Source organism: Streptomyces sp. TRM64462 (assembly GCF_013362995.1).
Taxonomy (GTDB): Bacteria; Actinomycetota; Actinomycetes; order Streptomycetales; family Streptomycetaceae; genus Streptomyces.
The window spans coordinates 1-23419 of record NZ_JABWDV010000080.1 but is presented as its reverse complement, the minus strand read 5'-3'; the positions used below and the strand labels follow the sequence as shown (position 1 = coordinate 23419).

General features: G+C 72.9%; 21 protein-coding genes and 1 pseudogene. 8 read left to right on the top strand and 14 right to left on the bottom strand.

What is annotated here, in order from left to right; genetic code table 11:
* On the top strand, positions 1 to 1127 hold a 1127-nt coding region (locus HTZ82_RS03755), incomplete at its 5' end, for a tetratricopeptide repeat protein (RefSeq protein ID WP_175407815.1).
* A 98-nt stretch (positions 1128 to 1225) separates the two neighbouring features.
* On the opposite strand, the gene hppD is transcribed toward HTZ82_RS03755, so the two are convergent.
* Complete coding sequence (gene hppD, locus HTZ82_RS03750) at positions 1226 to 2374, bottom strand: 4-hydroxyphenylpyruvate dioxygenase (RefSeq protein WP_175407814.1); 1149 nt, start codon at positions 2372 to 2374, stop codon at positions 1226 to 1228.
* A 121-nt stretch (positions 2375 to 2495) separates the two neighbouring features.
* Between hppD and HTZ82_RS03745 the strand changes: the two genes are divergently transcribed.
* Together HTZ82_RS03745 and HTZ82_RS03740 are read left to right on the top strand one after the other, a co-directional pair.
* Positions 2496 to 2978: an Lrp/AsnC family transcriptional regulator gene (locus HTZ82_RS03745; protein ID WP_175407813.1), complete on the top strand. Its 483-nt coding sequence runs from the start codon at positions 2496 to 2498 to the stop codon at positions 2976 to 2978.
* A 121-nt stretch (positions 2979 to 3099) separates the two neighbouring features.
* Positions 3100 to 4461, top strand: coding sequence for an MFS transporter (locus HTZ82_RS03740; protein ID WP_254711596.1), 1362 nt, complete (start codon positions 3100 to 3102; stop codon positions 4459 to 4461).
* Here the strand turns inward: HTZ82_RS03740 and HTZ82_RS03735 are convergent.
* From HTZ82_RS03735 to HTZ82_RS03705, 7 genes are all read right to left on the bottom strand, one after another.
* Positions 4391 to 5179 carry a S16 family serine protease gene (locus HTZ82_RS03735; protein ID WP_175407812.1) on the bottom strand — a complete coding sequence of 263 codons (789 nt, stop codon included), beginning with the start codon at positions 5177 to 5179 and terminating at the stop codon, positions 4391 to 4393. The genes HTZ82_RS03740 and HTZ82_RS03735 overlap by 71 nt on opposite strands.
* Positions 5180 to 5289: 110 nt before the next feature.
* A complete protein-coding gene (locus HTZ82_RS03730) occupies positions 5290 to 5931 on the bottom strand; it encodes an IclR family transcriptional regulator (protein ID WP_175407811.1) in 642 nt (213 codons plus the stop codon).
* A 286-nt stretch (positions 5932 to 6217) separates the two neighbouring features.
* Positions 6218 to 8005 (bottom strand): DEAD/DEAH box helicase, encoded by a 1788-nt coding sequence (locus HTZ82_RS03725; RefSeq protein WP_175407810.1) that lies wholly within the window; start codon positions 8003 to 8005, stop codon positions 6218 to 6220.
* Between the two features lie 147 nt (positions 8006 to 8152).
* Complete coding sequence (locus HTZ82_RS03720; protein ID WP_175407809.1) at positions 8153 to 8533, bottom strand: type II toxin-antitoxin system death-on-curing family toxin; 381 nt, start codon at positions 8531 to 8533, stop codon at positions 8153 to 8155.
* Positions 8530 to 8730, bottom strand: coding sequence for a ribbon-helix-helix protein, CopG family (locus tag HTZ82_RS03715; RefSeq protein ID WP_175407808.1), 201 nt, complete (start codon positions 8728 to 8730; stop codon positions 8530 to 8532). The genes HTZ82_RS03720 and HTZ82_RS03715 overlap by 4 nt, the downstream gene beginning before the upstream one ends.
* Positions 8731 to 8788: 58 nt before the next feature.
* Positions 8789 to 10240 (bottom strand): MFS transporter, encoded by a 1452-nt coding sequence (locus HTZ82_RS03710; RefSeq protein WP_175407807.1) that lies wholly within the window; start codon positions 10238 to 10240, stop codon positions 8789 to 8791.
* A gap of 197 nt (positions 10241 to 10437) precedes the next feature.
* Positions 10438 to 10920 (bottom strand): VOC family protein, encoded by a 483-nt coding sequence (locus HTZ82_RS03705; protein WP_175407806.1) that lies wholly within the window; start codon positions 10918 to 10920, stop codon positions 10438 to 10440.
* A 238-nt stretch (positions 10921 to 11158) separates the two neighbouring features.
* On the opposite strand from HTZ82_RS03705, the gene HTZ82_RS03700 reads away from it, so the two are divergent.
* The 4 genes from HTZ82_RS03700 to HTZ82_RS03685 are packed head-to-tail and all read left to right on the top strand — an operon-like array spanning position 11159 to position 14592.
* A complete protein-coding gene (locus tag HTZ82_RS03700; RefSeq protein WP_175407805.1) occupies positions 11159 to 11596 on the top strand; it encodes a hypothetical protein in 438 nt (145 codons plus the stop codon).
* A 57-nt stretch (positions 11597 to 11653) separates the two neighbouring features.
* A complete protein-coding gene (locus HTZ82_RS03695; RefSeq protein WP_254711595.1) occupies positions 11654 to 13075 on the top strand; it encodes a hypothetical protein in 1422 nt (473 codons plus the stop codon).
* Between the two features lie 13 nt (positions 13076 to 13088).
* Positions 13089 to 13700 carry a hypothetical protein gene (locus HTZ82_RS03690; protein WP_175407803.1) on the top strand — a complete coding sequence of 204 codons (612 nt, stop codon included), beginning with the start codon at positions 13089 to 13091 and terminating at the stop codon, positions 13698 to 13700.
* Positions 13701 to 13749: 49 nt separating this feature from the next.
* Positions 13750 to 14592: a histidine kinase gene (locus HTZ82_RS03685; protein WP_175407802.1), complete on the top strand. Its 843-nt coding sequence runs from the start codon at positions 13750 to 13752 to the stop codon at positions 14590 to 14592.
* A 30-nt stretch (positions 14593 to 14622) separates the two neighbouring features.
* Here HTZ82_RS03685 and HTZ82_RS03680 read toward each other — a convergent pair whose 3' ends face one another.
* From HTZ82_RS03680 to HTZ82_RS03660, 6 genes and pseudogenes are all read right to left on the bottom strand, one after another.
* A complete protein-coding gene (locus HTZ82_RS03680) occupies positions 14623 to 16935 on the bottom strand; it encodes a xanthine dehydrogenase family protein molybdopterin-binding subunit (RefSeq protein ID WP_175407801.1) in 2313 nt (770 codons plus the stop codon).
* Positions 16932 to 18995, bottom strand: a complete 2064-nt coding sequence (locus tag HTZ82_RS32850) for a 2Fe-2S iron-sulfur cluster-binding protein (RefSeq protein ID WP_175407800.1) — start codon at positions 18993 to 18995, stop codon at positions 16932 to 16934. The genes HTZ82_RS03680 and HTZ82_RS32850 overlap by 4 nt, the downstream gene beginning before the upstream one ends.
* Positions 18992 to 19885, bottom strand: a complete 894-nt coding sequence (locus tag HTZ82_RS03670) for a xanthine dehydrogenase family protein subunit M (RefSeq protein WP_175407799.1) — start codon at positions 19883 to 19885, stop codon at positions 18992 to 18994. The genes HTZ82_RS32850 and HTZ82_RS03670 overlap by 4 nt, the downstream gene beginning before the upstream one ends.
* A gap of 425 nt (positions 19886 to 20310) precedes the next feature.
* Positions 20311 to 20484, bottom strand: a pseudogene (locus tag HTZ82_RS31965) (beta-N-acetylhexosaminidase); the annotation flags it as partial.
* Positions 20485 to 20927: 443 nt separating this feature from the next.
* Positions 20928 to 21236, bottom strand: coding sequence for a DUF3039 domain-containing protein (locus tag HTZ82_RS03665; protein WP_175407798.1), 309 nt, complete (start codon positions 21234 to 21236; stop codon positions 20928 to 20930).
* A gap of 30 nt (positions 21237 to 21266) precedes the next feature.
* Positions 21267 to 21827, bottom strand: coding sequence for a YqgE/AlgH family protein (locus HTZ82_RS03660; RefSeq protein WP_175407816.1), 561 nt, complete (start codon positions 21825 to 21827; stop codon positions 21267 to 21269).
* Positions 21828 to 22076: 249 nt separating this feature from the next.
* Between HTZ82_RS03660 and murA the strand changes: the two genes are divergently transcribed.
* A partial coding sequence (gene murA, locus HTZ82_RS03655) for a UDP-N-acetylglucosamine 1-carboxyvinyltransferase (protein WP_175407797.1) occupies positions 22077 to 23419 on the top strand: 1343 nt, incomplete at its 3' end.

Here is a 23419-nt window from a genome sequence, read left to right as displayed (position 1 = left end):
TGCTGGGCGCGGCGCACACGGAGCGCGGCGTGCGGGGCGCCGACCCGGCGGCGTACACGGAGGCGGAGCGGGCGCTGCGGCGCTCCCTGGACGCGTACCCGGCGGCGCGCGGCAACGTGGACGCGGCGCTCGGTATGGGCGCCCTGGCCCACGCGCGGGGCGACTTCACGGCGGCGAAGCGCTGGGCCGAGACGGTACGGAAGCGGGAGCCGCGCCGCTGGCAGGCGCAGGCGCTGCTGGTGGACGCCTACCGGGGCCTCGGGGACCAGGCGGCGGCCGGCAAGGCCCTGGACCGGCTGCGGGAGCTGCACACGGGCGCGGCGACCCTGACCCGTACCGCCCTGGTGTACCGGGACAAGGGCTGGCGTGAGGACGCGTCGGCGGTGGCGTCCGACGCGGTGGCGAAGGCGGCGACGGGCGCCGAGCGGGCGGCGTGCCTGCGGCGGCTCGGCGACCTGGCGTGGGAGCGGGGCGAGCCGGCCGAGGCGCTCGCCTCGTACGAGGCGGCGCTGCGGGTGCTGCCGGGCGACGCCCCGTCGCTGGCCGGGCGGGCGCGGGCGCTGGCCGCGCTGGGGCGGACGGACGAGGCGCTGCGGGAGTGGCGCAAGGCGCTGACGGCGCGGCCGGCGCCGCAGTACGCGCTGGAGGCGGGCGAGCTGGCCCAGTCCCTGGGCCGGGCGGCGGAGGCGCGGAAGCGGTACGAGGAGGTGGCGGCGTGGGCGGCGGAGGGCTTCACGCACGGCGCGAACGCGTCCCTGGCGCTGGCCCGGTACGAGGCGGGGCACGGCACGCCCGACACGGCGGTGGGCTGGCTGCGCGCGGAGTGGCGGCGCGGCCACCGGTCGGCGGACGTGGCGGACGCGCTGGGGTGGGCGCTGCTGCGCGCGGGGCGGGCGAAGGAGGCGCTGCCGTACGCGCGCCGGGCGACGGAACAGGGGCGGCGCAGCGCGCTGTTCGCGTACCACCGGGGTGAGATCGAGCGGGCGCTGGACATGACCGGCGATGCGCGCCGCCACCTGGCGGAGGCCCTGCGCACGAACCCGTACTTCTCGCCGCTGTACGCCCCGGCGGCGCGCCAGGCGCTGGCGGAGCTGGGCAAGCCGACGGGGGCGCCGCCGAAGCGCTAGCGCCTCTGCTTGGCCCCCGGCAGGCCCCGGCAGCCCCCGGCAGGCCTGTGGCCCCGCGGGTCAGGTCCGCGGGGCCACAAGATCGGGAAGCGGGGCCCTTACAGGTTGCCGCGCTTGGCCTGCTCGCGCTCGATGGCCTCGAACAGTGCCTTGAAGTTGCCCTTGCCGAAGCCCATCGAACCGTGCCGCTCGATGATTTCGAAGAAGACGGTCGGGCGGTCCTGGACGGGCTTGGTGAAGATCTGCAGCAGGTAGCCGTCCTCGTCGCGGTCGGCGAGGATCTTCAGCTCGCGCAGGGTCTCGATCGGGACGCGGGTGTCGCCGACCCACTCGCCGAGGGTGTCGTAGTACGAGTCGGGGGTGTCGAGGAACTGGACACCGTGCGCCCGCATGTAGCGGACGGTCTCGACGATGTCGTTCGTGGCGAGCGCGACGTGCTGGACGCCGGCGCCGCCGTAGAACTCCAGGTACTCGTCGATCTGCGACTTCTTCTTCGCGATCGCCGGCTCGTTGATCGGGAACTTCACCTTCAGAGTGCCGTCCGCGACGACCTTCGACATGAGGGCGGAGTACTCGGTGGCGATGTCGTCGCCCACGAACTCCTTCATGTTGGTGAAGCCCATGACCTTGTTGTAGAAGCCGACCCACTCGTTCATCCGGCCGAGCTCGACGTTGCCGACGCAGTGGTCGATGGCCTGGAAGGTACGCCGGGCGGGCGGCTCTACGATGGGCGCCGCCACGGCGGTGTAGCCGGGCAGGTAGGGGCCGTCGTAGCCCTTGCGCTCGACGAGGGTGTGGCGGGTCTTGCCGTACGTGGCGATGGCGGCGAGTACGACGGTGCCGTGCTCGTCCTTGACCTCGTGGGGCTCGTCGATGCCGGTGGCGCCGTGCTCGACGGCGTACGCGTACGCCCTGCGGGCGTCCGGGACCTCGATGGCGAGGTCGATGACGCCGTCGCCGTGCTCCGCGACGTGCTCGGCGAGGAAGCGGCCCCAGTCGGTGGAGGGCTTGATGACGGAGGTGAAAACGAACCGGGCGGAGCCGTTCGTGAGCACGTAACTGGCCGTCTCGCGGCTGCCGTTCTCCGGTCCGGAGTACGCGACGAGCTTCATGCCGAAGGCGGTCGAGTAGTAGTGGGCGGCCTGCTTGGCGTTGCCGACGGCGAAGACGACCGCGTCCATTCCCTTCACCGGGAAGGGGTCGGCCTGCCGGGCGGTGTCAGGGGTGTGATGCATGGTCTCAGTCATGGCGGCAGCGTCCCGCTGTTCCGCAAGGTGCGCAATAGTTCGCGTTTCCTCTGGTCAATCTGTACAGCGGTGCCGCAGCATGGGCGGACGTTCTGTACAGGATGCTCAAGGGGAGACCGCCATGGCGATCGATCATCTGGACGGCCGGCTCATCGCCCTGCTGGCCCGCGAGCCCCGGATCGGCGTCCTGGAGGCGTCACGCCGCCTGGGCGTCGCCCGCGGCACGGTCCAGGCCCGTCTGGACCGCCTCCAGTCGACGGGCGTGATCCGCGGCTTCGGCCCGGAGGTGGACCCGGCGGCCCTCGGCTACCCGGTGACGGCCTTCGCGACCCTGGAGATCAGGCAGGGCCAGGGCGCCGACGTGCGGGAACACCTGGCGGGCGTCCCGGAGGTCCTGGAACTGCACACGACGACGGGCCACGGCGACATGCTCTGCCGCCTGGTCGCCCGCTCGAACGCCGACCTCCAGCGCGTGATCGACCGGGTGGTCGCCATCGACGGTATCGTCCGCGCGTCGACGGCGATCGTCATGGAGAACCCGGTACGGCTCCGCATCATCCCCCTGGTGGAACAGGCGGCGACCGAGGGCCGGCAAGGCGGGTAGGACCTGGGCCCGCCCTTCCCGGCTCAGGCCGGCGACCGACAGGAACCGACGGAGGAACCGTGCCGTACACGCCCCGCACACCCGGCGCACCGCATGGGCCGGGCGCCTTATGACCGACCCCATGACCGGCCGCATGACCGGCACCATGACCGGCACCATGACCGGCCGCAGCCGCACGCCTCTGGCGGCCGTGCTCACCGCCAACGCCGTCTCCGTCACCGGCAATTCGCTCACGCTCATCGGCGTCCCGTGGTTCGTGCTCCAGACCACGGGCAGCCCCGCGAGGGCCGGGCTCGTGGCGATGTGCACGACCGCGCCCGTGGTCGTCTCCGCGCTCGTCGGCGGGCCGGTCATCGACCGGGCCGGGCGGCGCCGGGTCAGCGTCCTGTCCGACCTGGTGTGCGCCCTCGCGATCGCCGCGATCCCGCTGCTGCACCACGCGGGACGGCTGCCGTTCTGGGCGCTGTGCGCGCTGATGGGCGTCACCGGACTGTTCCACGCCCCGGGCGAGACGGCACGCGCCGTGCTGCTCCCGCAGCTCGCCGAGCGGGCGGGCACCCGGCTCGAACGGGCGGCGAGCCTCTTCGACGCCGTGTCGCGCGGCGCCGGGATGACGGGGGCGGCGCTCGCCGGGGTGCTGATCGCGCTGGTCGGCGCGGAGGCGGTGCTGCTGCTGGACGCCGGTACGTTCGCGGTGTCCGCCGCGCTCGTCGCGGCCGGGCTGCGCGGTATCCCGGCCGCCGAGCCACAGCGGGACGCCCCGCCCGTCTCGGCGGCCCGCTACCGCGCCGATCTGCGCGAGGGGTACACATACGTGCTGCGCTCCCGGCTGCTGCTGGCCATCACCCTGATGGTGATGTTCACGAACGGGCTCAGCTACGGCTGGAGCGCGGTGTTCCTGCCGGTGCACGCCCGGGAGCACCTGGGCGGCGCGCCCGCGGTCGGCCTGGTCACGGCGGTGTTCGCGGGCAGCGCGCTGCTGGGCGCACTCGTGTACGGGGCGGTGGGGCACCGCTTCGGGCGGCGGGCGGTGTTCACCGGTGCGTTCCTGATCGCGGGGGCACCGGCGTTCCTGGTCCCGGCGGTGACGCGGACGGCGCTGCCGCTGGTGCTGACGGTCGCGGTCTGCGGTTTCTGCGCGGGCACGCTGAACCCGATCCTCACCACGGTCCTGTTCGAGCGCATCCCGGACCGGCTGCGCAGCCGGGTGCGAGGGGTGACCACGGCCGGGGTGCTGCTGGCGACACCGGTGGGCGGCGTGACGGCGGGCTACCTGGTGGAGCGGTACGGGCTGGTGCCCGCGCTGCTGACGGCGGCCGCCCTGTACCTGCTGGCGACGCTCGCGCCGGCGGTGTTCCCCGCGTGGCGGGGCCTGGACGAGAAGGAGGCCGACGACCCGAGGCCCGGGGGGCTCAGCAGGACGGGACCTTCCCGCCCTTCTCCAGGGCCCGCAGCGACGACACCGCGTCCTCCAGGGTCGTGACGGGGATCAGGCGCAGGTCCTCGGGGAGTTCCGCCCGGGCGTCGTCGCACTCGGGCTTCGGGACGAGGAAGACCGTGGCGCCGTCGCGGGCGGCGGCCTGGGTCTTGAGGGCGACACCGCCGACGGTGCCGACCGTGCCGTCGGGGGCGATCGTGCCCGTACCGGCGATGACGCGGCCGCCGGTCAGGTCGCCGCCCGCGCCGTCGCCCACGAGCTTGTCGACGATGCCGAGCGAGAACATCAGGCCCGCGCTGGGGCCGCCGATGTCGGCGAGGTGGAGCCGTACGTCGATGCCGTCCTCGCTCTTGCCCAGGTGGCCGAGTGCGGCAAGGACGGCGGCGTCCTGGGACTGCTTCATCTGGCCGAGGTTGCGCTTCTCGATCTCGGCGTCGGACTTGCCGGCCGGGTAGACCGAGTCGTGCGGCAGGACGGCCCGGTCGCCGCGGAACCAGCTCTCCACGACGTCGCCCATGGCGATGTCGGCGCCCGGGGCGGTCGCCAGGATCGTCGTCATGCGCAGCTCGCCCGTCGTCTTCCGGACGGGCGCCCCGGTGATGGTGATGACCTGGCGGCCCTGGTCCCGGCCGAGCACGTCCGCGGTCGAGCCGGGCTGCGCGAGCACGAACGGCAGCGGCGCGAACACGGCGACGGCGAACAGCGCGAGGATCGGCAGGGCGCAGAGGGCGAGGACACGGGGGCGCGAGAGACGGGAGAGCACGCAGCCAATGTATCCCCGCGTGCAGGTGCCCGACGGGCCTCGCCCCCCGTCCCGCATCAGGGGCTCTGCCCCCCGAACCCCCGCCCCCAGTCACGGGAAGGGGCGTCGCGTCAGCGCAGGGCGTCCGCCACCTCTCGGGCCGCGTCCAGGACGCGGGGGCCGACGCGCTCCGGTACGGCGTCGCTCAGCATGACCACGCCCACGCTGCCCTCGATGCCCGTCACGCCCAGCAGCGGGGCCGCCGCGCCGCTCGCGCCGGCTTCCAGTTCGCCGTGCGTGAGGGTGTAGCCGGGTTCCTTGAGTCCGCCCTGGCGGGCGCCGAGTATGGCGCGGCCGGCGGCGCCCCGGTCGAGGGGGTGGCGGAAACCGGCCCGGTACGCGACGTGGTAGTCGGTCCAGGTCGGCTCGACCACGGCGACGGCGAGTGCCTCGGCGCCGTCGACGAGCGTGAGGTGGGCCGTGGCCCCGATGTCCTCGGCCAGCGACCGCAGCGCGGGCAGCGCCGCCTCCCGTACGAGGGGGTGGACCTGCCGGCTGAGCCGCAGCACGCCGAGGCCGACGCGTGCCCGGCCGCCGAGGTCGCGGCGGACCAGGGCGTGCTGTTCGAGCGTGGCCAGCAGGCGGTAGACCACCGTGCGGTTGACCCCGAGCCGGTGCGAGAGCTCCGTCACGGTCAGCCCGTGGTCGGTGTCGGCGAGCAGTTTGAGGACGCGCAGTCCCCGGTCGAGCGTCTGGGAGGTTTCCGCGGTCACGACGCCCTCTCCTTCGGAGTGAGTGACGGCGGACACTCTCATGACGTCGGCGACACCTGTCCCATGAGGCGTCGCACCGAGAGGCCGCCGGCAGGCCATGGCACACCGGCTGCGCTCCGCGGCGGCGCTGCCACGGGGCGTTTGCATGTGCCCGGGACAGTAGCGATCCACTCCGCTCAGCGGAAGGCCTCGTCCAGAATCCGGGCGCGGATGGGGAATTGATCCAGTTTTGCGGGGCCGCTCATGGACGTAGACACGAACGGGTGTGTAGCCGTACGCAAAGACGTCACCGCATGCGCGTGGCCCACTCCTGGACCTTCTTGATCCGCTCCCGGATCTGACCCGCCGTCGCCTCGGCGCTCGGCGGGCCGCCGCACACCCGGCGCAGCTCCGTGTGGACCACGCCGTGCGGCTTGCCGCTCTGGTGGACGTACGCGCCGACCATCGTGTTCAGCTGCTTGCGCAGCTCCATCAGCTCCTTGTGGGAGACGACGGGCCGCCGCTCGGCGGGGAGTTCGAGGAGATCGGCCTCTTCGGCGGGCTTCTGCCGGCTGTGGGCGATCTGCCGGGCCTGCCGCTTCTGGAGCAGGAGCTGCACCTGGTCGGGTTCGAGGAGGCCGGGGATGCCGAGGTAGTCCTGCTCCTCCTGGCTGCCGGGGTGGGCCTGCATGCCGAATTCGGCGCCGTTGTACATGACGCGGTCGAAGACGGCGTCGGACTCCAGCGCCTCGAAGGGCAGCATGTCCTGTTCGCCGGTGTCCTCGTCCTGGAGCCTGTTCGCCTCGTCCATCTCCTTCTCGGACTCGGCGTACGGGTCCTCGTCCTCGCCGGCCTTCTTGGGCCGGTCGAGCACGTGGTCGCGTTCGACCTCCATCTCGTTGGCGAAGCCCATGAGCATGGGGATGGTCGGCAGGAACACGGACGCGGTCTCGCCACGCCTGCGCGACCGTACGAAACGGCCGACGGCCTGAGCGAAGAAGAGCGGGGTCGAGATGGTCGTGGCATAGACCCCGACCGCGAGGCGGGGAACGTCGACGCCCTCCGACACCATGCGCACGGCGACCATCCAGCGGTCGTCGCTCTCGCTGAACTCGTCGATCTTCTTCGACGCGCCCGCGTCGTCGGAGAGGACGACTGTGGCGCCGTGCCCGGTGATCTCCCGGATGAGCTTGGCGTACGCGCGGGCCGAGTCCTGGTCGGAGGCGATGACGAGGGCGCCGGCGTCCGGGACGGCCTTGCGGACCTCGGTGAGCCGCTGGTCGGCGGCGCGCAGCACGTTGGGCATCCAGTCGCCGCGCGGGTCGAGGGCGGTGCGCCAGGCCTGCGAGATCGCGTCCTTGGTCATGGGCTCGCCGAGGCGGGCGGCGATCTCGTCGCCCGCCTTGGTGCGCCAGCGCATGTTGCCGCTGTAGCTGAGGAAGATCACGGGGCGGACGACGCCGTCGCCGAGCGCGTTGCCGTATCCGTACGTGTAGTCGGCGGACGACCGCCGGATGCCGTCGTTCCCTTCCTCGTACGTCACGAACGGGATGGGGTTCGTGTCGGACCGGAACGGCGTACCGGTGAGGGCGAGGCGGCGCGTGGCGGGCTCGAACGCCTCAAGGCAGGCCTCGCCCCAGGACTTGGAGTCGCCGGCGTGGTGGATCTCGTCGAGGATGACGAGGGTCTTGCGCTGCTCGGAGCGGTTGCGGTGCAGCATCGGGCGCACGCCGACACCGGCGTAGGTGACGGCGACGCCCTGGTACTCCTTGCTGAGCGGGCCCGCGCTGTACTCCGGGTCCAGCTTGATCCCTATGCGCGCGGCGGCGGCGGCCCACTGCTTCTTCAGGTGCTCGGTCGGCGCGACGACGGTGACCTGCTGGACGACGTGGTGGTGCAGCAGCCACGAGGCGAGCGTGAGCGCGAAGGTGGTCTTGCCGGCGCCGGGGGTGGCGACGGCGAGGAAGTCGCGGGGCTGCTCCTGGATGTACTTGTCCATCGCGGCCTGCTGCCAGGCACGCAGCTTGTTGGCCGTGCCCCAGGGGGCGCGGCCGGGGAAGGCGGGTGAGAGGTGATGGGAGGCGGTAGTAGTCACGGTCTCCGATTCGGGGCTCTCGGGCTCGGCAGCTCGGCGGATACGCGCGCCGCGCGGCGAACACGTACGACAACCGGGCCACCCTACCGGTGGCCCGGTTGCAGTCCGGGCGGAACGAGGCCGTGACCTCGGGGACTGCGACGGGGGTCACATCACCAGTGCGGCAAGCCGCTCGGCGATGGCCTTCACCTCGTCCTCCCTGCCTGTGGCGACGTCGATGACGAGCCGTTCAGCCGCGTCGATGTCGGGACGGAGGTCCACCCCGTTCATGGCGAGGAAGGTCACGCAGGAAAGCCAGGCTGTGCGCTTGTTGCCGTCGAAGAAGGGGTGGTTGATCGCGAGAGACTGGAGCAGCGCACCGGCCTTCTCCAGGAGATCCGGGTACGCCTCCTGACCGAACATGGCCGCCGATGGGCGGTGCACCGCCGATTCGAGGAGTCCCGCGTCCCGCACGACAACGTCCTGGTCATCGATCGCGTGCTTGGCGATGACCAGGACGTTCTCTGCGGTCAGATAGATGCAGGTCACTTGAGCCGCTCCAGCAGTTCGTGCCACTTGGCCGCCTGCTCCTGGGCGGTCTTGCGCACCATGGCCTCCTGGGCCGTGCGCGACAGATAGTCGTCGACCGCCTTGAGCACTATGGCGTGCATGCTGACGCCTTCCTGCTCGGCACGCTGCTTGAGGGCATCGGTCTGGTCGTCGCGGAGACGCAGGTTCATAGCCATACCAGAATGGTACTACCGGGTGGGGTCATTCTGGTACTGGACGGGGGCGGCCGGCCACCTACCGCACCCGCACCCGCGTCGCCACCCAGGCGCCCAGCAGCGCGACCGCCGCCATCGGCAGGAACACCGCCGCGAAGGCCGTCGGGTGCGACGAGCCACCGGCTGCGGCGGCCGCGTGGCCGGTGAGCGAGCCGCCGCCGAGCGCGGCGAAGGCGGCGCCGCCCGCGGCGAGGAGCAGAACGTTCGAGAGGCCGTCGGAGATCTGGAGGGCGGCGGAGTTCGTGCCCGCCTCCTCGGGCGGGGACAGCTTCAGCAGCAGCACGCTGTTGGAGGAGATCACCAGGCCCATCCCCAGGCACCCGAACCCCCACGCGACGCCGACGATCCACACCGGTACGGCGTGGATGAGCACCGACGGCACGGCGGCGATGGCGACAGCGACGAGGAGCATGCCGGACACCATGAGCCGCTCCCGGTACGGCTCCACGGCCGGACGGGCCTGGATGTACGAGCCGAGCGCCCAGGTGGCGCCGCCCACCGCGAGCGACAGCCCGGCCATGGTCGGGCTCAGCCCGCGCTCGGTGACCAGCATCAGCGGGATGAACGACTCGGCGGCGACGAACGCGCCCGCCGCCACGCCGCGCAGCAGCACGACGGCCGGCAGTCCGCGCGCCGCCCGGAAGGTCCCGCGCGGCAGCAGCCCGAGGGCGGCGGGCACGAGCAGCGCGGCGCCCAGCACGGCGGGCGGGACCGAGAGCCAGCGCAGCTCCTGCCCGGCGTACTGCAGCAGCCCGGCGCCCACGGAGATCCCCAGCGCCAGCCGAAGCCGCCCCCGGTCGAAGCGGGCGACCGGCGCCCCGGGTTCGGCCGGGCCCGAGGCCCGGCGCCGTATCGCAGGAAGCGCGAGCACCAACGGCAGCACGACGAGCGCGGGTATCCCGAGAAACACCCACCGCCACCCGAGCCGCTCGGTCACGGTCCCGGCGGCAAGAGGCCCGACCACGGACGGAATGACCCAACTGGCCGCGAACGCCGCCATGATCGAGGGCCGCAGCCGCTCCTCGTAGGCCCGGCTGACGACCACGTACAGCGCGACGATCACGAGCCCGCCGCCGAACCCCTGCACGGCCCGGCCGAGGATGAACAGCCACATCGCCTCGGCCGTCCCCGACACCACAAGCCCCGCGGCGAACGCCCCGATCCCGGCGGCGAGCGCCCGCAGCGGCCCGTCCCGGTCCGCCCACTGCCCGGCCAGGACCATCCCGAACAGGCTGGTCGTGAAGTACGCCGAGAACGCGAACGCGTACAGCGGCACCCCGTCCAGCTCCCGCGCCGCGACCGGCATGGCCGTACCGACGGCGGTGGCCTCGAACGCGATCAGCAGAACGACGGAGACGATCCCGATACTGAGCGCCCGGTGCGCCCGGTCCAGCACACCACCGCCGCCCTGCTGCTGCGGGGACGCGGCGTGGGGGGCGGCGGCGGTGTCGGGGGGTTCCAAGGCGCTCATGACCTCAGAGTAAGAGGCGTAGCCCGGGTTGACTCCTGTAATTCGCCGGGGATGATCTCGTCCCTTGGTCGTACGACCAGGCGATGGACGACGCTCCACCCGAGCCGGCCCAGGCCCTCGTCTGTGCCGCGCTCACGGCGTCCCCCAGGGCTGCCCCGGCCGGCCTGGCCGGCCGGGGGCCGGGCGTGCGGGAACGCTCACGAACTCGCGCCTTCGACGGCGTCCCGGAGGCCCTGGATGTCGATCTTCTTCATGCCCATCATGGCCTCGGCGGCTCGCTTGGCCTTCTCGGGATCCGGGTCGGTCATCATCTCGTCCAGGACGCGCGGGGTGACCTGCCACGACAGCCCGTACTTGTCCTTGAGCCACCCGCAGGGCCCTTCCTCGCCGCCCTCGCCGAGCCGGGACCAGTAGTAGTCGACCTCGTCCTGGTCCTCACACTCCACGGACAGGGAGATTGCCTCGTTGAACGTGAACTCGGGACCGCCGTTCATCGCCACGTACCGCTGCCCCGCGAGCTCGAACACGACGGTCATGACCGTGCCCGCCGGCATCGGGGTCCCCTCCGGGTAGCGGTCGACCTTCACGATCCGCGAGTCCTTGAAGATCGCGGTGTAGTGGTTGGCCGCCTCCTCCGCCTCGGTGTCGAACCAGAGGAACGGCGTGATCTTCTGCTGCATGACGGGGCTCCTTCTCTCAGTGCGCCTTCACACGAGTAGACCGACAGGGACCCCGAAACTCATCGCGCGGTACTCCAGATGCGCGTGCCCATCAGCCGTCGTCTCGGAGAGGTCTCTCCGGGCAGCCGGGAGCCGAGCGGGAATTCTCCGCTCCTGATCTTGCGCTGGCACATCAAGCGCCGGACATACAATGTGGCACGAATCGTGATCAACGATCATCACGGGGGGTGGCCAGATCATGCAGTTCGACGAGGAGTGGGCCCAGCTCCGGGCCGAGGCGACCGAACGGCGGGAGACGGCCATGCAGTTGAACCGTGTTCCCGACGAGGGCGGAGTGACGCCGAGGGGCGGGGGCCAGAAGCTCGCCTCGACCCCCGCCGAGAAGAGGGCGGCCGCCAACACCATCGACACGGAGCTGCTGAGCAAGACGCAGACGGCCGGCGACTGGGCGGACGAGGCCACCGCCAAGGCTGCCGGCGCATTCGGCGGCTGGGCGACCGCGGTCGGGCTGAAGAAGGTGGAGACCACCTGGGAGAGCCAGGTGAAGACGCTCCTGGGACGCCTGAGCCGCGAGCGTGACGGCCTGCGGAGCGCCGCCGGCACCCTGAGTGGGGTCGACGTCGACCGCGGCCGGACCATCGATGGCGTCAAGCTGTCGCCGTTCGCCGCCTACTAGCGACCGCCGCAGCCGCAGGCCGCAGAGGAAAGCACCATGCTGACTTACCGCGAAGTCATGACAACCGACTTCGGGACTCTCGCCACCGCCGCAGGCAAATGGGACGAGATGGCGAAGGAGTTCGGAAAGGTCGAGAAACGCTACCGGGACAGCGTCCAGAAGATCACTCTGGACGGCGCGGCCTGGCAGGGCGTGAGTGCGGAAGCGGCCGTCATGAACTTCGCCGCGACACGCTACGAGTACCAGGCCGCACAGACCCAGGCGAAGGCGACGGCGACGCTGCTGCGGAACGCGCACGCGCAGTTCGCCACATTGAAGAGGCAACTCGAGGCCGCCCGGGCCGATGCGATCGAGGCGGGCATGAAGGTCTCGGAGCAGGGCAACGTCGCCTATGACTACGATCGTCTCTCTCCCTCCGAGCGCTCCGCGATGCGCCACGACCCCGAGTCGGCGGCGAGCGTCAAGGCGAGCGAGGAGTCCTGGGCGGACTACATCAAGGCGTGTGTGCAGGCCGTCGACGACGCCGACAAGGAGCTGAAGAAGGACCTGGAAGCCGTCGTCCAGGACGCCGGCATCGGCGGCCGGGACGGAACTCTGGGCGGGTTCAACGGCAACGCGGACAACGTCGCCAAGGCGGACACCGAGGCCCGCACAAGTCTCAACGCGCTGAAGATGCGGGACGACGAGACTCTGGACGACTATCTGCGGCGCCTTCAGAAGGAGGGCCTGACCCGCCTCACCGGCAACGCGAAGCTGGCGGAACTGATCACCAGTCTCAACAAGGGTGCGATCACCGCCGGTGCGCTCCTGACCGCCCTCACCGCCGCCGGCCTGTACTCGTACAAGCTGCGCAAAGCACTCCTCGGAACGGCGCCCACCGCCCCCGGCACGCTGATCTCCCGCACCGTCAACACCCGCATCGCGTCGGCAGCTCCCGGCAGCCTGCTGAGCAAGGTGCCGCCGAAGCTGGTGACCGCGCTGACCGGTTCGGACGAGGCCGCCATGTGGGGCGGGTTCGTGAAGGACGGGAAGTTCTTCATGCCCACGGCCTCGGAGGCCAACCTCGTCAAGGTCGCTCAGCAGGGCGGTCTCGCGAACGCCGCCAAGGCCGCCGGGTGGATCCGCGGCGCCGGCGTCGTCGGCGGTGTGGCGGCGACCGCGTACGGCGTGGCGAACCTGGCCACGTACGACACCGACATGATCAAGGCGAACCCGTCGAAGTTCGCCACCGACCTCACCGGTACGGCGTTCAGCGCCTCCATGACGGCGCTGACGGTGGCCCCCAACCCGGTCACCCTCGGCCTGGCCGTGGGTACGGGTGTGGCCTACGCAGGCGCCCTGGTCTGGGACAACTGGGACTCCATCAGCGACGGCGCCGAGAAGGCAGCCGACTGGGTGGGCGACACGGCCTCCGACATCGGATCCGGCATCGCCGACGGCGCCAAGAAGCTGGGCAGCGCCCTCAACCCGTTCGACTAGTAGGGACAGGACCATGCACACCACCACCGCCCCGTTCACCCTGGAGGCCGGCAAAGAGCGCCGACGCGGCGAGCCGGTCGTCTTCCACTGGAGGGGGACGTCACCGGAGTTCGGCGAGATCGAAGTGCGCTATCCGGTGCCGCCCCGCGCTGCCCAGTCCGTCACGACCGAGGTACGCGGCGGCCACCTTCCCACGACGACGCTGGAAGCGCGGGGCATGCACGTGGACGAGGCCGAGAAGCCTTCCCTGAACGGGGCGACGCTCCGCGTCGACGGCGGTGTCGTGTATGCGCAGCGCAACCGGTGGGGGTTCACCAAGCGCGCACGCTCGCTGCGGCTGAAGTACCTCGGCGACCGCTACCGGCTCACCGCCGTCAACGGCAGGAGCTACACCCTCACACGTGAGCCGGACAGCGAGGACCCGGGCGTCGTCGTCACCGTGAAACCGTCGGGCCTGGGCGGCCGCCGGCTGTCCGTGAGCGTACGGGGCCGCGCTCTGCCGGCCGACATCGCACTGGCTGCGCTGTTCGCCGGTGTCGACCGACGCGTCCTGACCCGCGGGGGCGCCGTCCGCGCGGGCTTCGGGAGAATCTTCCACGCGGCGGCCGACTCCGCCATGGTCTGACCTGCCCCGCCACCCATCGCGACCACCACCAACCGAGCGAGTTGCTGCCATGCCTTCCTTCGACCTCTCCCGGTCCCGCTTCCGGCTGAGCGACGAGCACGTCCAGGTCCTGGTCCTGCTCGCCACCGCACGGGACCTGCCCGACGAGTTGTCCGAGCCCCGGGACGCACTCCGTGCGTGCGGGCTCGTCAACGAGCGAGGGCAGTTGGCCCACGCACTCGTCCCGATGATGGAGACGCTGCTCTCCCCGGTCGTGGTCGTCTCGCTGGAAGCCGCGAGCCGTCAGGGCGAGCTGCACCACGGCGTGCTGATCGGCGAGGACCACGTCCTCTCCCACCAGGCCTGGCCCGGCACGCCGGAGGCGGAGTACGCGCTGGTCGAACCCAAGATGCTGGTCTGGGCGCTCGCGAACATGGTCAACCTGCAGCAGAACGCGGCCCGGCGCGACACGGCCTCGCAGGTCGTCGAGACCACCATGGGCACCGTGGAATCCGGTCTCGAAGCACTGAAGGCGGTGCCCTTCATCGAGGCGCGCGGCGAGGACCGCGACCACATTCGCAAGGCCCTGGCCTCCGACGGCGCCCTCGCCGAGCCGGCACTGGTCCTCCTCACCGACCTGATCGCCGAACTCCGGTCGAGTTGGCGGCTGACCTCCGCCTGGCAGGGCCGCCGTGACGGCGATGACGGCGTGGAGAGCCGCGGCCTCGCTGTCTGGGACTGCGGCCCCCTGGGCTACTGGCATCGCGAGACGCCCGCCGAGCCCGTCGCGTCCGACGACATCGGCCCGGATACCGCCTTGCGGTTCGTACGGGTGGAGCCCCGACAGGTGTGGCAGATGATCACCGACCTGCTGCCGGACGGCTCCGAGATGCGGCCCGGCGCCCAGCGGTAGGCGGAACGGTCGCTTTGTGGGTTCTGCTGTTCAGTTGACGACCGCCGCCTGTGGGCGGATCGGGAGGCGGTTGACCGGGCGGCCTGTGGCGGCGCGGACGGCGGAGGCGATGGCGGACGGGGACGTGACCACCGGGACCGCGCTGGCGGCCTTGGCGCCGAAGGGGGCGACGACGTCGCGTTCCTCGATGAGGCTCACGATGTGGACGTCCGGGGCGTCCAGGGCTGTCGGGAGGGCGTACCCCGTCAGGTCCGGGTGGCGGACCAGGCCGCGGGGGGTGCGGAGGTTCTCCGTGAGGGCCGCGCCCAGGCCCTGGAGCACGCCCGCCTCGATGCGGGTGGCCAGTTGGGCCGGGTTCAGGACGCGGCCCACGTCCTGCGCCACCGCCAGCTCCACCACTCGGACGCTGCCCAGTTCGATGTCCACGTCGACGACCGCCCTGATCGCGCAGAACGCCAGGCCCACGAACGCGTCGCCCTGGCCCGCCTCGTCCAGGGGCTCGGTGGGGTGGGGGCGGCACTGGGCCGTCGCCCAGAGTTCCTTGCCGTCCAGGGCCTCCGCCACCGTGGTCGACAGCACGCCGTCGTATGAGGTGATCTTGCCGTCGGTGATCTGGAGGAGCTCTGTGGACATGCCGAACTTGTGGGCAAGGGGCTGCAGGAGTTGGGTGCGGACCATTTTGGCCGCGCGTTCGACCGCGCCGCCCGACACCCATGTGTGGCGGCCGTGTGTCGCCGGGCCGGCCGGGGGCTGGTCCGTGTCCACGGGGGCCACGTGGACCTCTTCCACCCCCAGGACCTCCTGGACGATCTGGCGGGCCAGGGTGGAGAAGCCCTGGCCCGTCTCCACCGCCGCGCACAGGACCGTCGCCACGCCGTCCTGGACCTTCACCGTCGCTGTCGACACCTCGTCCGCGCCCTCCGCGCCCAGCACGTGCACCATGCCCAGCGCGTAGCCGACCCCGCGCCGTACCGCGCTCGGCTCCCCCGCGCCCTCGGGGCCGCCGGGCAGCAGCCAGTCCTCCTCCGACGTGTCCATGGGGAGGGGAGGGAGGGGGTGGTCGCGGACGGATTCCAGGAGTTCCCGCACCGGGGCCGGGCACGTCACCGTCTGGCCCGTCGGCAGCAGGTCGCCCGTCGCCAGGGTGTTGCGGAGGCGGAGTTCCGCCGGGTCCAGGCCCAGTTTCGCGGCCAGTTTGTCCATCTGGCCCTCGTACGCCGCGCACACCTGCATCGCGCCCTCGCCCCGTACATGGCCGGAGGGGGGGTTGTTCGTACGGACCGCCCAGCCTTCGATGAAGGCGTGGGGCACCACGTACGGGCCGCAGGCGAAGGCCACCGCCGCCGCGAGGGAGGCCGACGACGCGTCCGCGTACGCGCCCGCGTCCAGGAGGATCTGCGCCTCCACCTTCACCAGGCGGCCCTCCGCGTCCGCGTGGTGGCGGTACCGGAGGAGCGTGGGGTGGCGGTGGGCGTGGCCTAGGAAGGATTCTTCGCGGGTCGCGGCCAGTTTGACCGGCGCGCCGGTGCGGAGCGCCAGGAGGCCGAGCGGGATCTGGAAGCCGGGGTCCTCGCGGTCGCCCATGGCGCCCGGGACGCCCGTCACGACCACCTTGACCTGCTCGGGCCGCAGGCCGAAGCAGGCCGCGGCGAGGTCGCGGTCGGTGTGCGGGTCGGTGGACGCGGTGTAGATCTCCACGCCGCCGTCCGGGCGGGGGACCGCGAGACCCGCCTCAGCGCCGATCGGCGCCGGGTCCTGGCGGCCGATGCGGTACAGGCCCTCGACGATCACCTCGCCGGTCACGTACGGGTCGCCGTAGCGGAGCGGGATGTGGCGGATCAGGTTGCCGTCCGGGTGGAGCGGCGGGGCCGAGAACGCCTTCTCCGGGTCCGTGACCGGGTCCAGGACCTCGTAGTCCACGATGATCGCCGCCGCCGCGAGGCGGGCCGTGTCCGGGTGGTCGGCGGCGACAGCGGCGAGCGCCTCGCCGTGGTGGCGGACCACGTCGGCCGCGAAGACCGGGCGGTCGGCGACCGTGCGGCCGTACGCCGTGTCGCCGGGGACGTCGGCGTGGGTGACCACCGCCCGTACGCCCGGCATGGCCGCGGCGGCCGTCGTGTCGATCGACCGGATGCGGGCGTGCGCGTGCGGCGAGCGGAGGATCGCCGCCCAGAGCAGGCCCTCGGCCCAGAGGTCGGAGGCGTACGGGAAGGTGCCCTCCGCCTTGGCGCGGGAGTCGGCCGACGGCAGCGACGCGCCGAGCCCGTACCCGGGCTTCTCCTGCGCCTGCTCCTGCTGGGGGGCGTCGACCGCCGGGATGGCGGTGGCCGCGTCGTTGCTCACGCCGTGCCTCCGTCGTGCGGGTGGGGGACCTGGTGCGGGATACGGACCTCGGGGTGCTGCTGTTGGGGCGCGCCGCCGGGGGCGGAGTCCGTCGTGGCGTCGGCGGCCGCCTTCGCCGCGGCGGCGCTCGCCTCGCGCTCGGCGATCACCTCCCGTACGGCCCGGAGGGCGCCCTGGTAGCCGGTGCAGCGGCACAGGTTGCCGGACAGGGCCTTGCGGGCCTCCCGGTCGGTCGGGGTGTGGTTCCCCTCCAGGAGGTCATGCATCGTCATGGCCATGCCCGGGATGCAGAAGCCGCACTGGACGGCTCCGCAGCGGACCAGGGCGCGCTGGACGTCGGAGGGTTCGCCGTGCGAGGCGAGGCCCTCGACCGTACGGACCTCGCTGCCGGCGGCGGTGGCCGCAGGCACCAGGCAGGAGGCGACGAGGCGGCCGTCGACCTGGACGTTGCAGGCGCCGCACTCGCCCTGCGAGCAGCCGTCCTTGGCGCCGGCCAGGCCGAGGCGCTCGCGCAGGACGTAGAGCAGCGACTCCCCGATCCAGGCGTCCGTGACGGGGCGGTCGGTGCCGTTGACGCGCAGGACGTACGAGACGTGGGGGTGCTCGTCCCCGGGCGGGACGGGGGTGGAGGGGTGGTCGGGGTCGTCGGTGTGGTCGGTGTGGTCGGGGTCCTCGGTGTCGTCGGCGGCGGGCTGGGGGGCGGCCGGCTCGGCGTCGGACGCGTCGTCCCCGGCCTGGGCGGCGGGCGTGTCCGGCTCGCCGTGCGCGCCCGCGGCTCCTGGAGCGCCGGGGGCGTCCGGCCCTGGGCCGTCCTGCTCGGCGGCGGCGTCCGGCTCGGCTGCCTCCCGCCCGGCGGGTCCGTCCACCGCACCGTGCGCCAGGCCGCCGTCGAACGGGGAGGTTCCGGGCGCCCCGGTCGCCCCCGTCGGTCCGGTGGCCCCCGGCCCGCTGTGGCCGCCCGGCGCGGCGTCGCTTCCCGGCATGGCGCTGCCCGTGGTCGCGGGGTGCTCCTCCGGTCCCGTCGGACCCTCGGACCCCACAGGTCCGACGGGTCCGGCGGGTCCGGCGCCCACGGGGCCCTCGGATCCGTCCGGTCCCGCAGGACGGGCGGCGGCCTCGGAGCCGCCCGGCACCGCAAGTCCGCCGGGCGCGGCGGACGCCGCCGCCCCGGGCATGGCATGGCCGCCCGGCATCGCGTGGTCACCGGACGCGTCGGTCGGCGCGGTGCCGCCACCGGGTACGGCGTGACCGTCGGGAACAGGCAGGCCGCCAGGCCCGCCGTCGCCGCCGGACGGAGCCTGGCCGCCCGGTGCGGCGTCGCCGGACAGAGCGTGTCCGCCGGGCAGGCGACCGGGCAGGACGTCGTCGCCGAGCGGGACGCCCAGCGGGACATCGCCACCAGGCAGGCCGCCAGGCACGGTGGCGCCAGCGGGCAGGCCGCCCGGCACCGTGTCGCCACCCGGTCCGGGCAGGTCCGTCGAGGCGCCGTGGCCCTGCGGTGCGGCGTGGCCGTCGGGGGCGCCCTCGGCCGTCGGGGCGGCGGCGTCGGCGGCGGCGTCGGCGTGGCCACCGGCCTCCGGCAGGCCGCCCATGGCCGTGCCGGCGGGCGGGGTGTGGACGTGCTGCTCGGGGTGTGCGGCCGGGCCCTCGGGGGTGAGGGTCCAGGGGGCCGGGGCGCCGCCCGGGAGGGTGGTGGGCCAGGCCGAGGCGCCGGGCGTGAGCTGGTACTCGCCCGACTCCTCCGGGAGGTCGCCCTCCGCGACCGGGATGGTCCACTGGCCCGTCAGGTCCGACGTACCCGCCGCCGCCTGCTCCGCGGCCAGGGCCTCCTGGAAGTTCCAGTGAGCCGTGGCGTGCGGGTCGGCGATGTGGGGCGGTACGTAGCCGTGGCCGGGGGCCTCCAGCGGGATGCCGTCCAGGGCCGCGCCCGGCGGCAGCTGGACGAAGGCCGTCGCGTCGCCGTCGTACTCGCCCTGCGGGGTCGGCTGCCAGCCGCCGCCCCCCTCAGGCCCCTGCTCGTGCTCGTGTCCGTGCCCGTGCCCGTGTTCCTCGGTGGTCACGACAGCGCCCTCCCCAGTGCTCGTCGAGCCAGCACGGCGACCGTGCGCCGCAGTTGCAGTACGGCGGGCGGCAGCGGCGGCGGTTCCTCGCCGTCGGCGGCCGGCGGCTGGTCCGGGATGCAGGCGGCCGCCACGTACTCGCCGAACGCCACCAGCGCCTCCGTGGCGAGACCGCGCTCACCGTCCCAGTCGACGAGCGACGCGATCCAGTGCTCGGCCTCCAGCGGCCGCAGCGGCATCGGCGCGATGGCCCCCACGGCGCACCGCACGGCACGCCGCGCCGGGTCCAGGACGACGGCGACCGACGCCAGCGCGCGCCCGGGGCCGGTCCGCCCGGTGGCCTTGAGGAACACCTGCGGGGCGTGCAGCAGCGGCACCCGTACGAAGGCGACGAGTTCGGCGGGCGCCAGCATCTCCCGGCCGGCCAGCAGGTGCGACACGGGCAGCTCGCGGGCGCCGTCCGGGCCGACGACCACCAGGTCGGCGTCCAGGGCGGCCAGCACGGGCAGCGTGTCGCCGGTGGGCGCGGCCGACACGATGTTGCCGCCGAGCGTGCCGGCGTTGCGGATCTGCGGCGGCCCGGCGGCGCGGGCGGACGCGGCGAGCGCCGGGATGAGCGCGGCGAAGTCGGGGCGGCCCATACGGGCGTGGGTGAGGCCGGCGCCGAGCAGGCCGTGGCCGTCCTGGTACTGCCAGCCGCGCAGCTCGTTGATCCGGCCGAGGCCGACCAGTCCGGCGGGACGCAGCTGGCCCTTGTTGACGGCGGCCATCAGGTCGGTGCCGCCGGCGACGGGCACGGCGGCGGGCATGGCGGTGAGAGCGGCCACGGCCTCGTCGAGCGTGGCCGGCAGCGTGACGGACTGCGCCGCCCGCGGTGCGTGCGTGGTCAACCCAGCTGCCCCTTCCCGGTCTCCCGGCTGTCCCGGCTGTCCCCGGCTGGTCCCCGGCTGTGTTGCCGTACCGTACGTGCTCACAGCCCGGACGTGGAAACTCTGGCACATCTTCCGGGACGCCCGACGCGAGGGTCCGCGAAGGGCGGATCCGCCCGCGACCTCCCGTGACCTCCCATGACCTCCCGGCTATGGGAGAGATGGTCCGGTTTGGCGCATCTTCGGCGGCACGCGCGCATTGCCGTTTCTTTGCCCCGCTTGCGCGGCTTGTTCTCCGGAAGGGCACATATAGGGGCGCATATAAGGGACAGCCGGGAGACCGGGAAGGGCGGAAGCGGGGGCGAAGCGGGACCGAAGCGTGGCCGAAGCAGGGCCGCAGCAGGGCGCGTCGATGCCGCGGCGCCGCACCCCCGCGCCACCCCGCGTCACACGTTCGGGGGCGCTGCCTCGTGCGGGCGGCCCACCACTCCGGGGCGCGCCCGCCACGGCAACGGGCCCGTGGGGCGCCGCTGATCGCCCCCGAGTGCCTCAAGGCGCCGGTGGTGCACGGCCATTGGCCGCTCGCAGTCCGCGATGTCGCGCGCCGGTGGCGCGGGCAGCGGCCGAAGCGCGGCGGAACGCGTCCGGCCCGAGGAGTTGACGGAGCGTCTGAGCGGCAGGCCCCCAGGGGCGGCGCCGATCACGGTGCGCAGCCGGCGCCCGGCGGCCTCCGTGCCGGGCGCGGCGTCGATTGCCTTACGGCCCTCCAGGACGAGGGCGCGGTCGCGGTCGCGGTCGTGGCCGTGGCCGTGGCCGTGGTCGTGGTCGTGGCCGTGGTCGTGGTCGTGGCCGTACGCGTACGAGCCGTCGATGCGCGCGCGGGCGCCGGGACGAGATCCATGGCGCCGCCCCGCTCCCCCATTACGGCGGGCTCACCGCGGCCGGCCCCCCGGAGCGGGACGCCGGCACGGCAGAGGCCCCCGGGGTGTGTGCGCTCGCATACCGCGAACGCGCACACCCCGGGGGCCTCCCCGGCGGCGGGACGCAGGACGGCCCAGGGCGCTTACTTGCCCTGGCCGCCCTTGCCGCCGCCCTTGCCGCTCTTGTCCTTGTCGCCGCCACCGGCGCCCATGGACTCGTAGATCTCCTTGCACATCGGGCAGACGGGGTACTTCTTGGGGTCGCGCCCCGGCACCCAGACCTTGCCGCAGAGTGCGACGACGGGAGTGCCGTCGAGGGCACTCGCCATGATCTTGTCCTTCTGGACGTAGTGGGCGTAGCGCTCGTGGTCGCCGTCGCCGTGCGACACCTGCGGTGTCGGCTCTACGAGGGTCCCCGTACCTGCCCCGCGCTCGGGCTCGAGAGTGCTCATAACAGTCAAGGGTACTCACCCGGCCCGCGTTCAGTTCAGGCTCGGGTCGTCCGGATACGTCGCGATCATGGCGAGCTCGCTGCGCTGCCGGCGCAGCACCGCGCGCCACAGGCTCTCGGGGCGCGGGGACGACACGTCGCCGGGCTCGGAGTCGACGACGAACCAGGCACCGTCCGCCAGCTCCTCCTCCAGCTGGCCGGGGCCCCACCCGGCGTACCCGGCGAAGATCCGCAGGGAGCCGAGGGCCGGGCCGAGCAGCTCGGGCGGTGCCTCCAGGTCGACGAGGCCGATCGCACCGAACACCCGCCGCCAGCCGAGCGGGCCCTCGTCGCCGGGGATCACGGCCAGGCCGAGCGCCGAGTCGAGGGAGACGGGGCCGCCCTGGAAGACCACGCCGGGCTCGCCGGCGAGCGGCGCCCAGGGCTCCAGGATGTCGCCCACGCCGACGGGTGTCGGGCGGTTGAGGACCACGCCGAGGGAGCCCTCGTCGTCGTGGTCGAGCAGCAGCACCACCGCTCGGTCGAAGTTGGGGTCGGCCAGCGCGGGAGTGGCGACGAGCAGCCGCCCCGCGAGCGAGGACACCTCGGTCATGGCAGACATGATCCCGCACTTTCGGGCTCGGGGGAGGGTGTGCGGCGCACTCCGGCCGAACCGGGCGCACACCCCGCGCGCACGGCTGCACACGCGAACGGGCGGTGACGGACCGCGAGGGCCGGCGAACGCACAGTACTGTGCCGAATTCATTACACGGATGTCCGTGCAGCGCCCTTACGGCGGAGGTGCAAAAGCGCCTTACCCTTTTCCCTGGCCCCTGCCCGACAACTCCGGAACGCGAGTTACATGACCGGCACAGACGATGTACTGCTTGTCCACGGCGGCACCCCGCTGGAGGGCGAGATCCGCGTCCGCGGCGCGAAGAACCTCGTGCCCAAGGCGATGGTCGCCGCGCTGCTCGGCAGCGAGCCGAGCCGGCTGCGCAATGTGCCCGACATCCGTGATGTCCGGGTCGTGCGCGGTCTCCTCCAGCTGCACGGGGTGACCGTGCGCCCCGGCGAGGAGCCGGGCGAGCTGGTCATGGACCCGACGCACGTGGAGTCCGCGAACGTCGCCGACATCGACGCCCACGCGGGCTCGTCGCGCATCCCGATCCTGTTCTGCGGCCCGCTGCTGCACCGGCTCGGGCACGCCTTCATCCCCGGCCTCGGCGGCTGCGACATCGGCGGCCGGCCGATCGACTTCCACTTCGAGGTGCTGCGGCAGTTCGGCGCGAAGATCGAGAAGCGCGCGGACGGCCAGTACCTGGAGGCGCCGCGCCGGCTGCGCGGTACGAAGATCAAGCTGCCGTACCCGTCGGTGGGCGCGACCGAGCAGGTGCTGCTGACGGCGGTGCTCGCGGAGGGCGTGACGGAGCTCTCCAACGCGGCCGTGGAGCCGGAGATCGAGGACCTCATCTGCGTCCTGCAGAAGATGGGCGCGATCATCGCGATGGACACGGACCGGACCATCCGGATCACGGGCGTGGACAAGCTCGGCGGCTACACGCACCGCGCCCTGTCGGACCGCCTGGAGGCGGCGTCGTGGGCGTCCGCCGCCCTGGCGACCGAGGGCAACATCTACGTGCGCGGCGCGCAGCAGCGTTCGATGATGACGTTCCTGAACACGTACCGGAAGGTGGGTGGCGCCTTCGAGATCGACGACGAGGGCATCCGCTTCTGGCACCCGGGCGGCTCGCTGAACGCGATCGCCCTGGAGACGGACGTGCACCCGGGCTTCCAGACGGACTGGCAGCAGCCGCTGGTGGTGGCCCTGACGCAGGCCGCGGGCCTGTCGATCGTCCACGAGACGGTGTACGAGTCGCGGCTGGGCTTCACGTCGGCGCTCAACCAGATGGGTGCGCACATCCAGCTGTACCGCGAGTGCCTGGGCGGCTCGGACTGCCGCTTCGGCCAGCGGAACTTCCAGCACTCGGCGGTCGTGTCGGGCCCGACGAAACTCCAGGGCGCCGACCTGGTCATCCCGGACCTGCGCGGCGGCTTCTCGTACCTGATCGCGGCACTGGCGGCGCAGGGCACGTCCCGGGTCCACGGCATCGACCTGATCAACCGCGGCTACGAGAACTTCATGGAGAAGCTGGTGGAGCTGGGGGCGAAGGTAGAGCTCCCGCGCGGCGGCACGACGGTCTG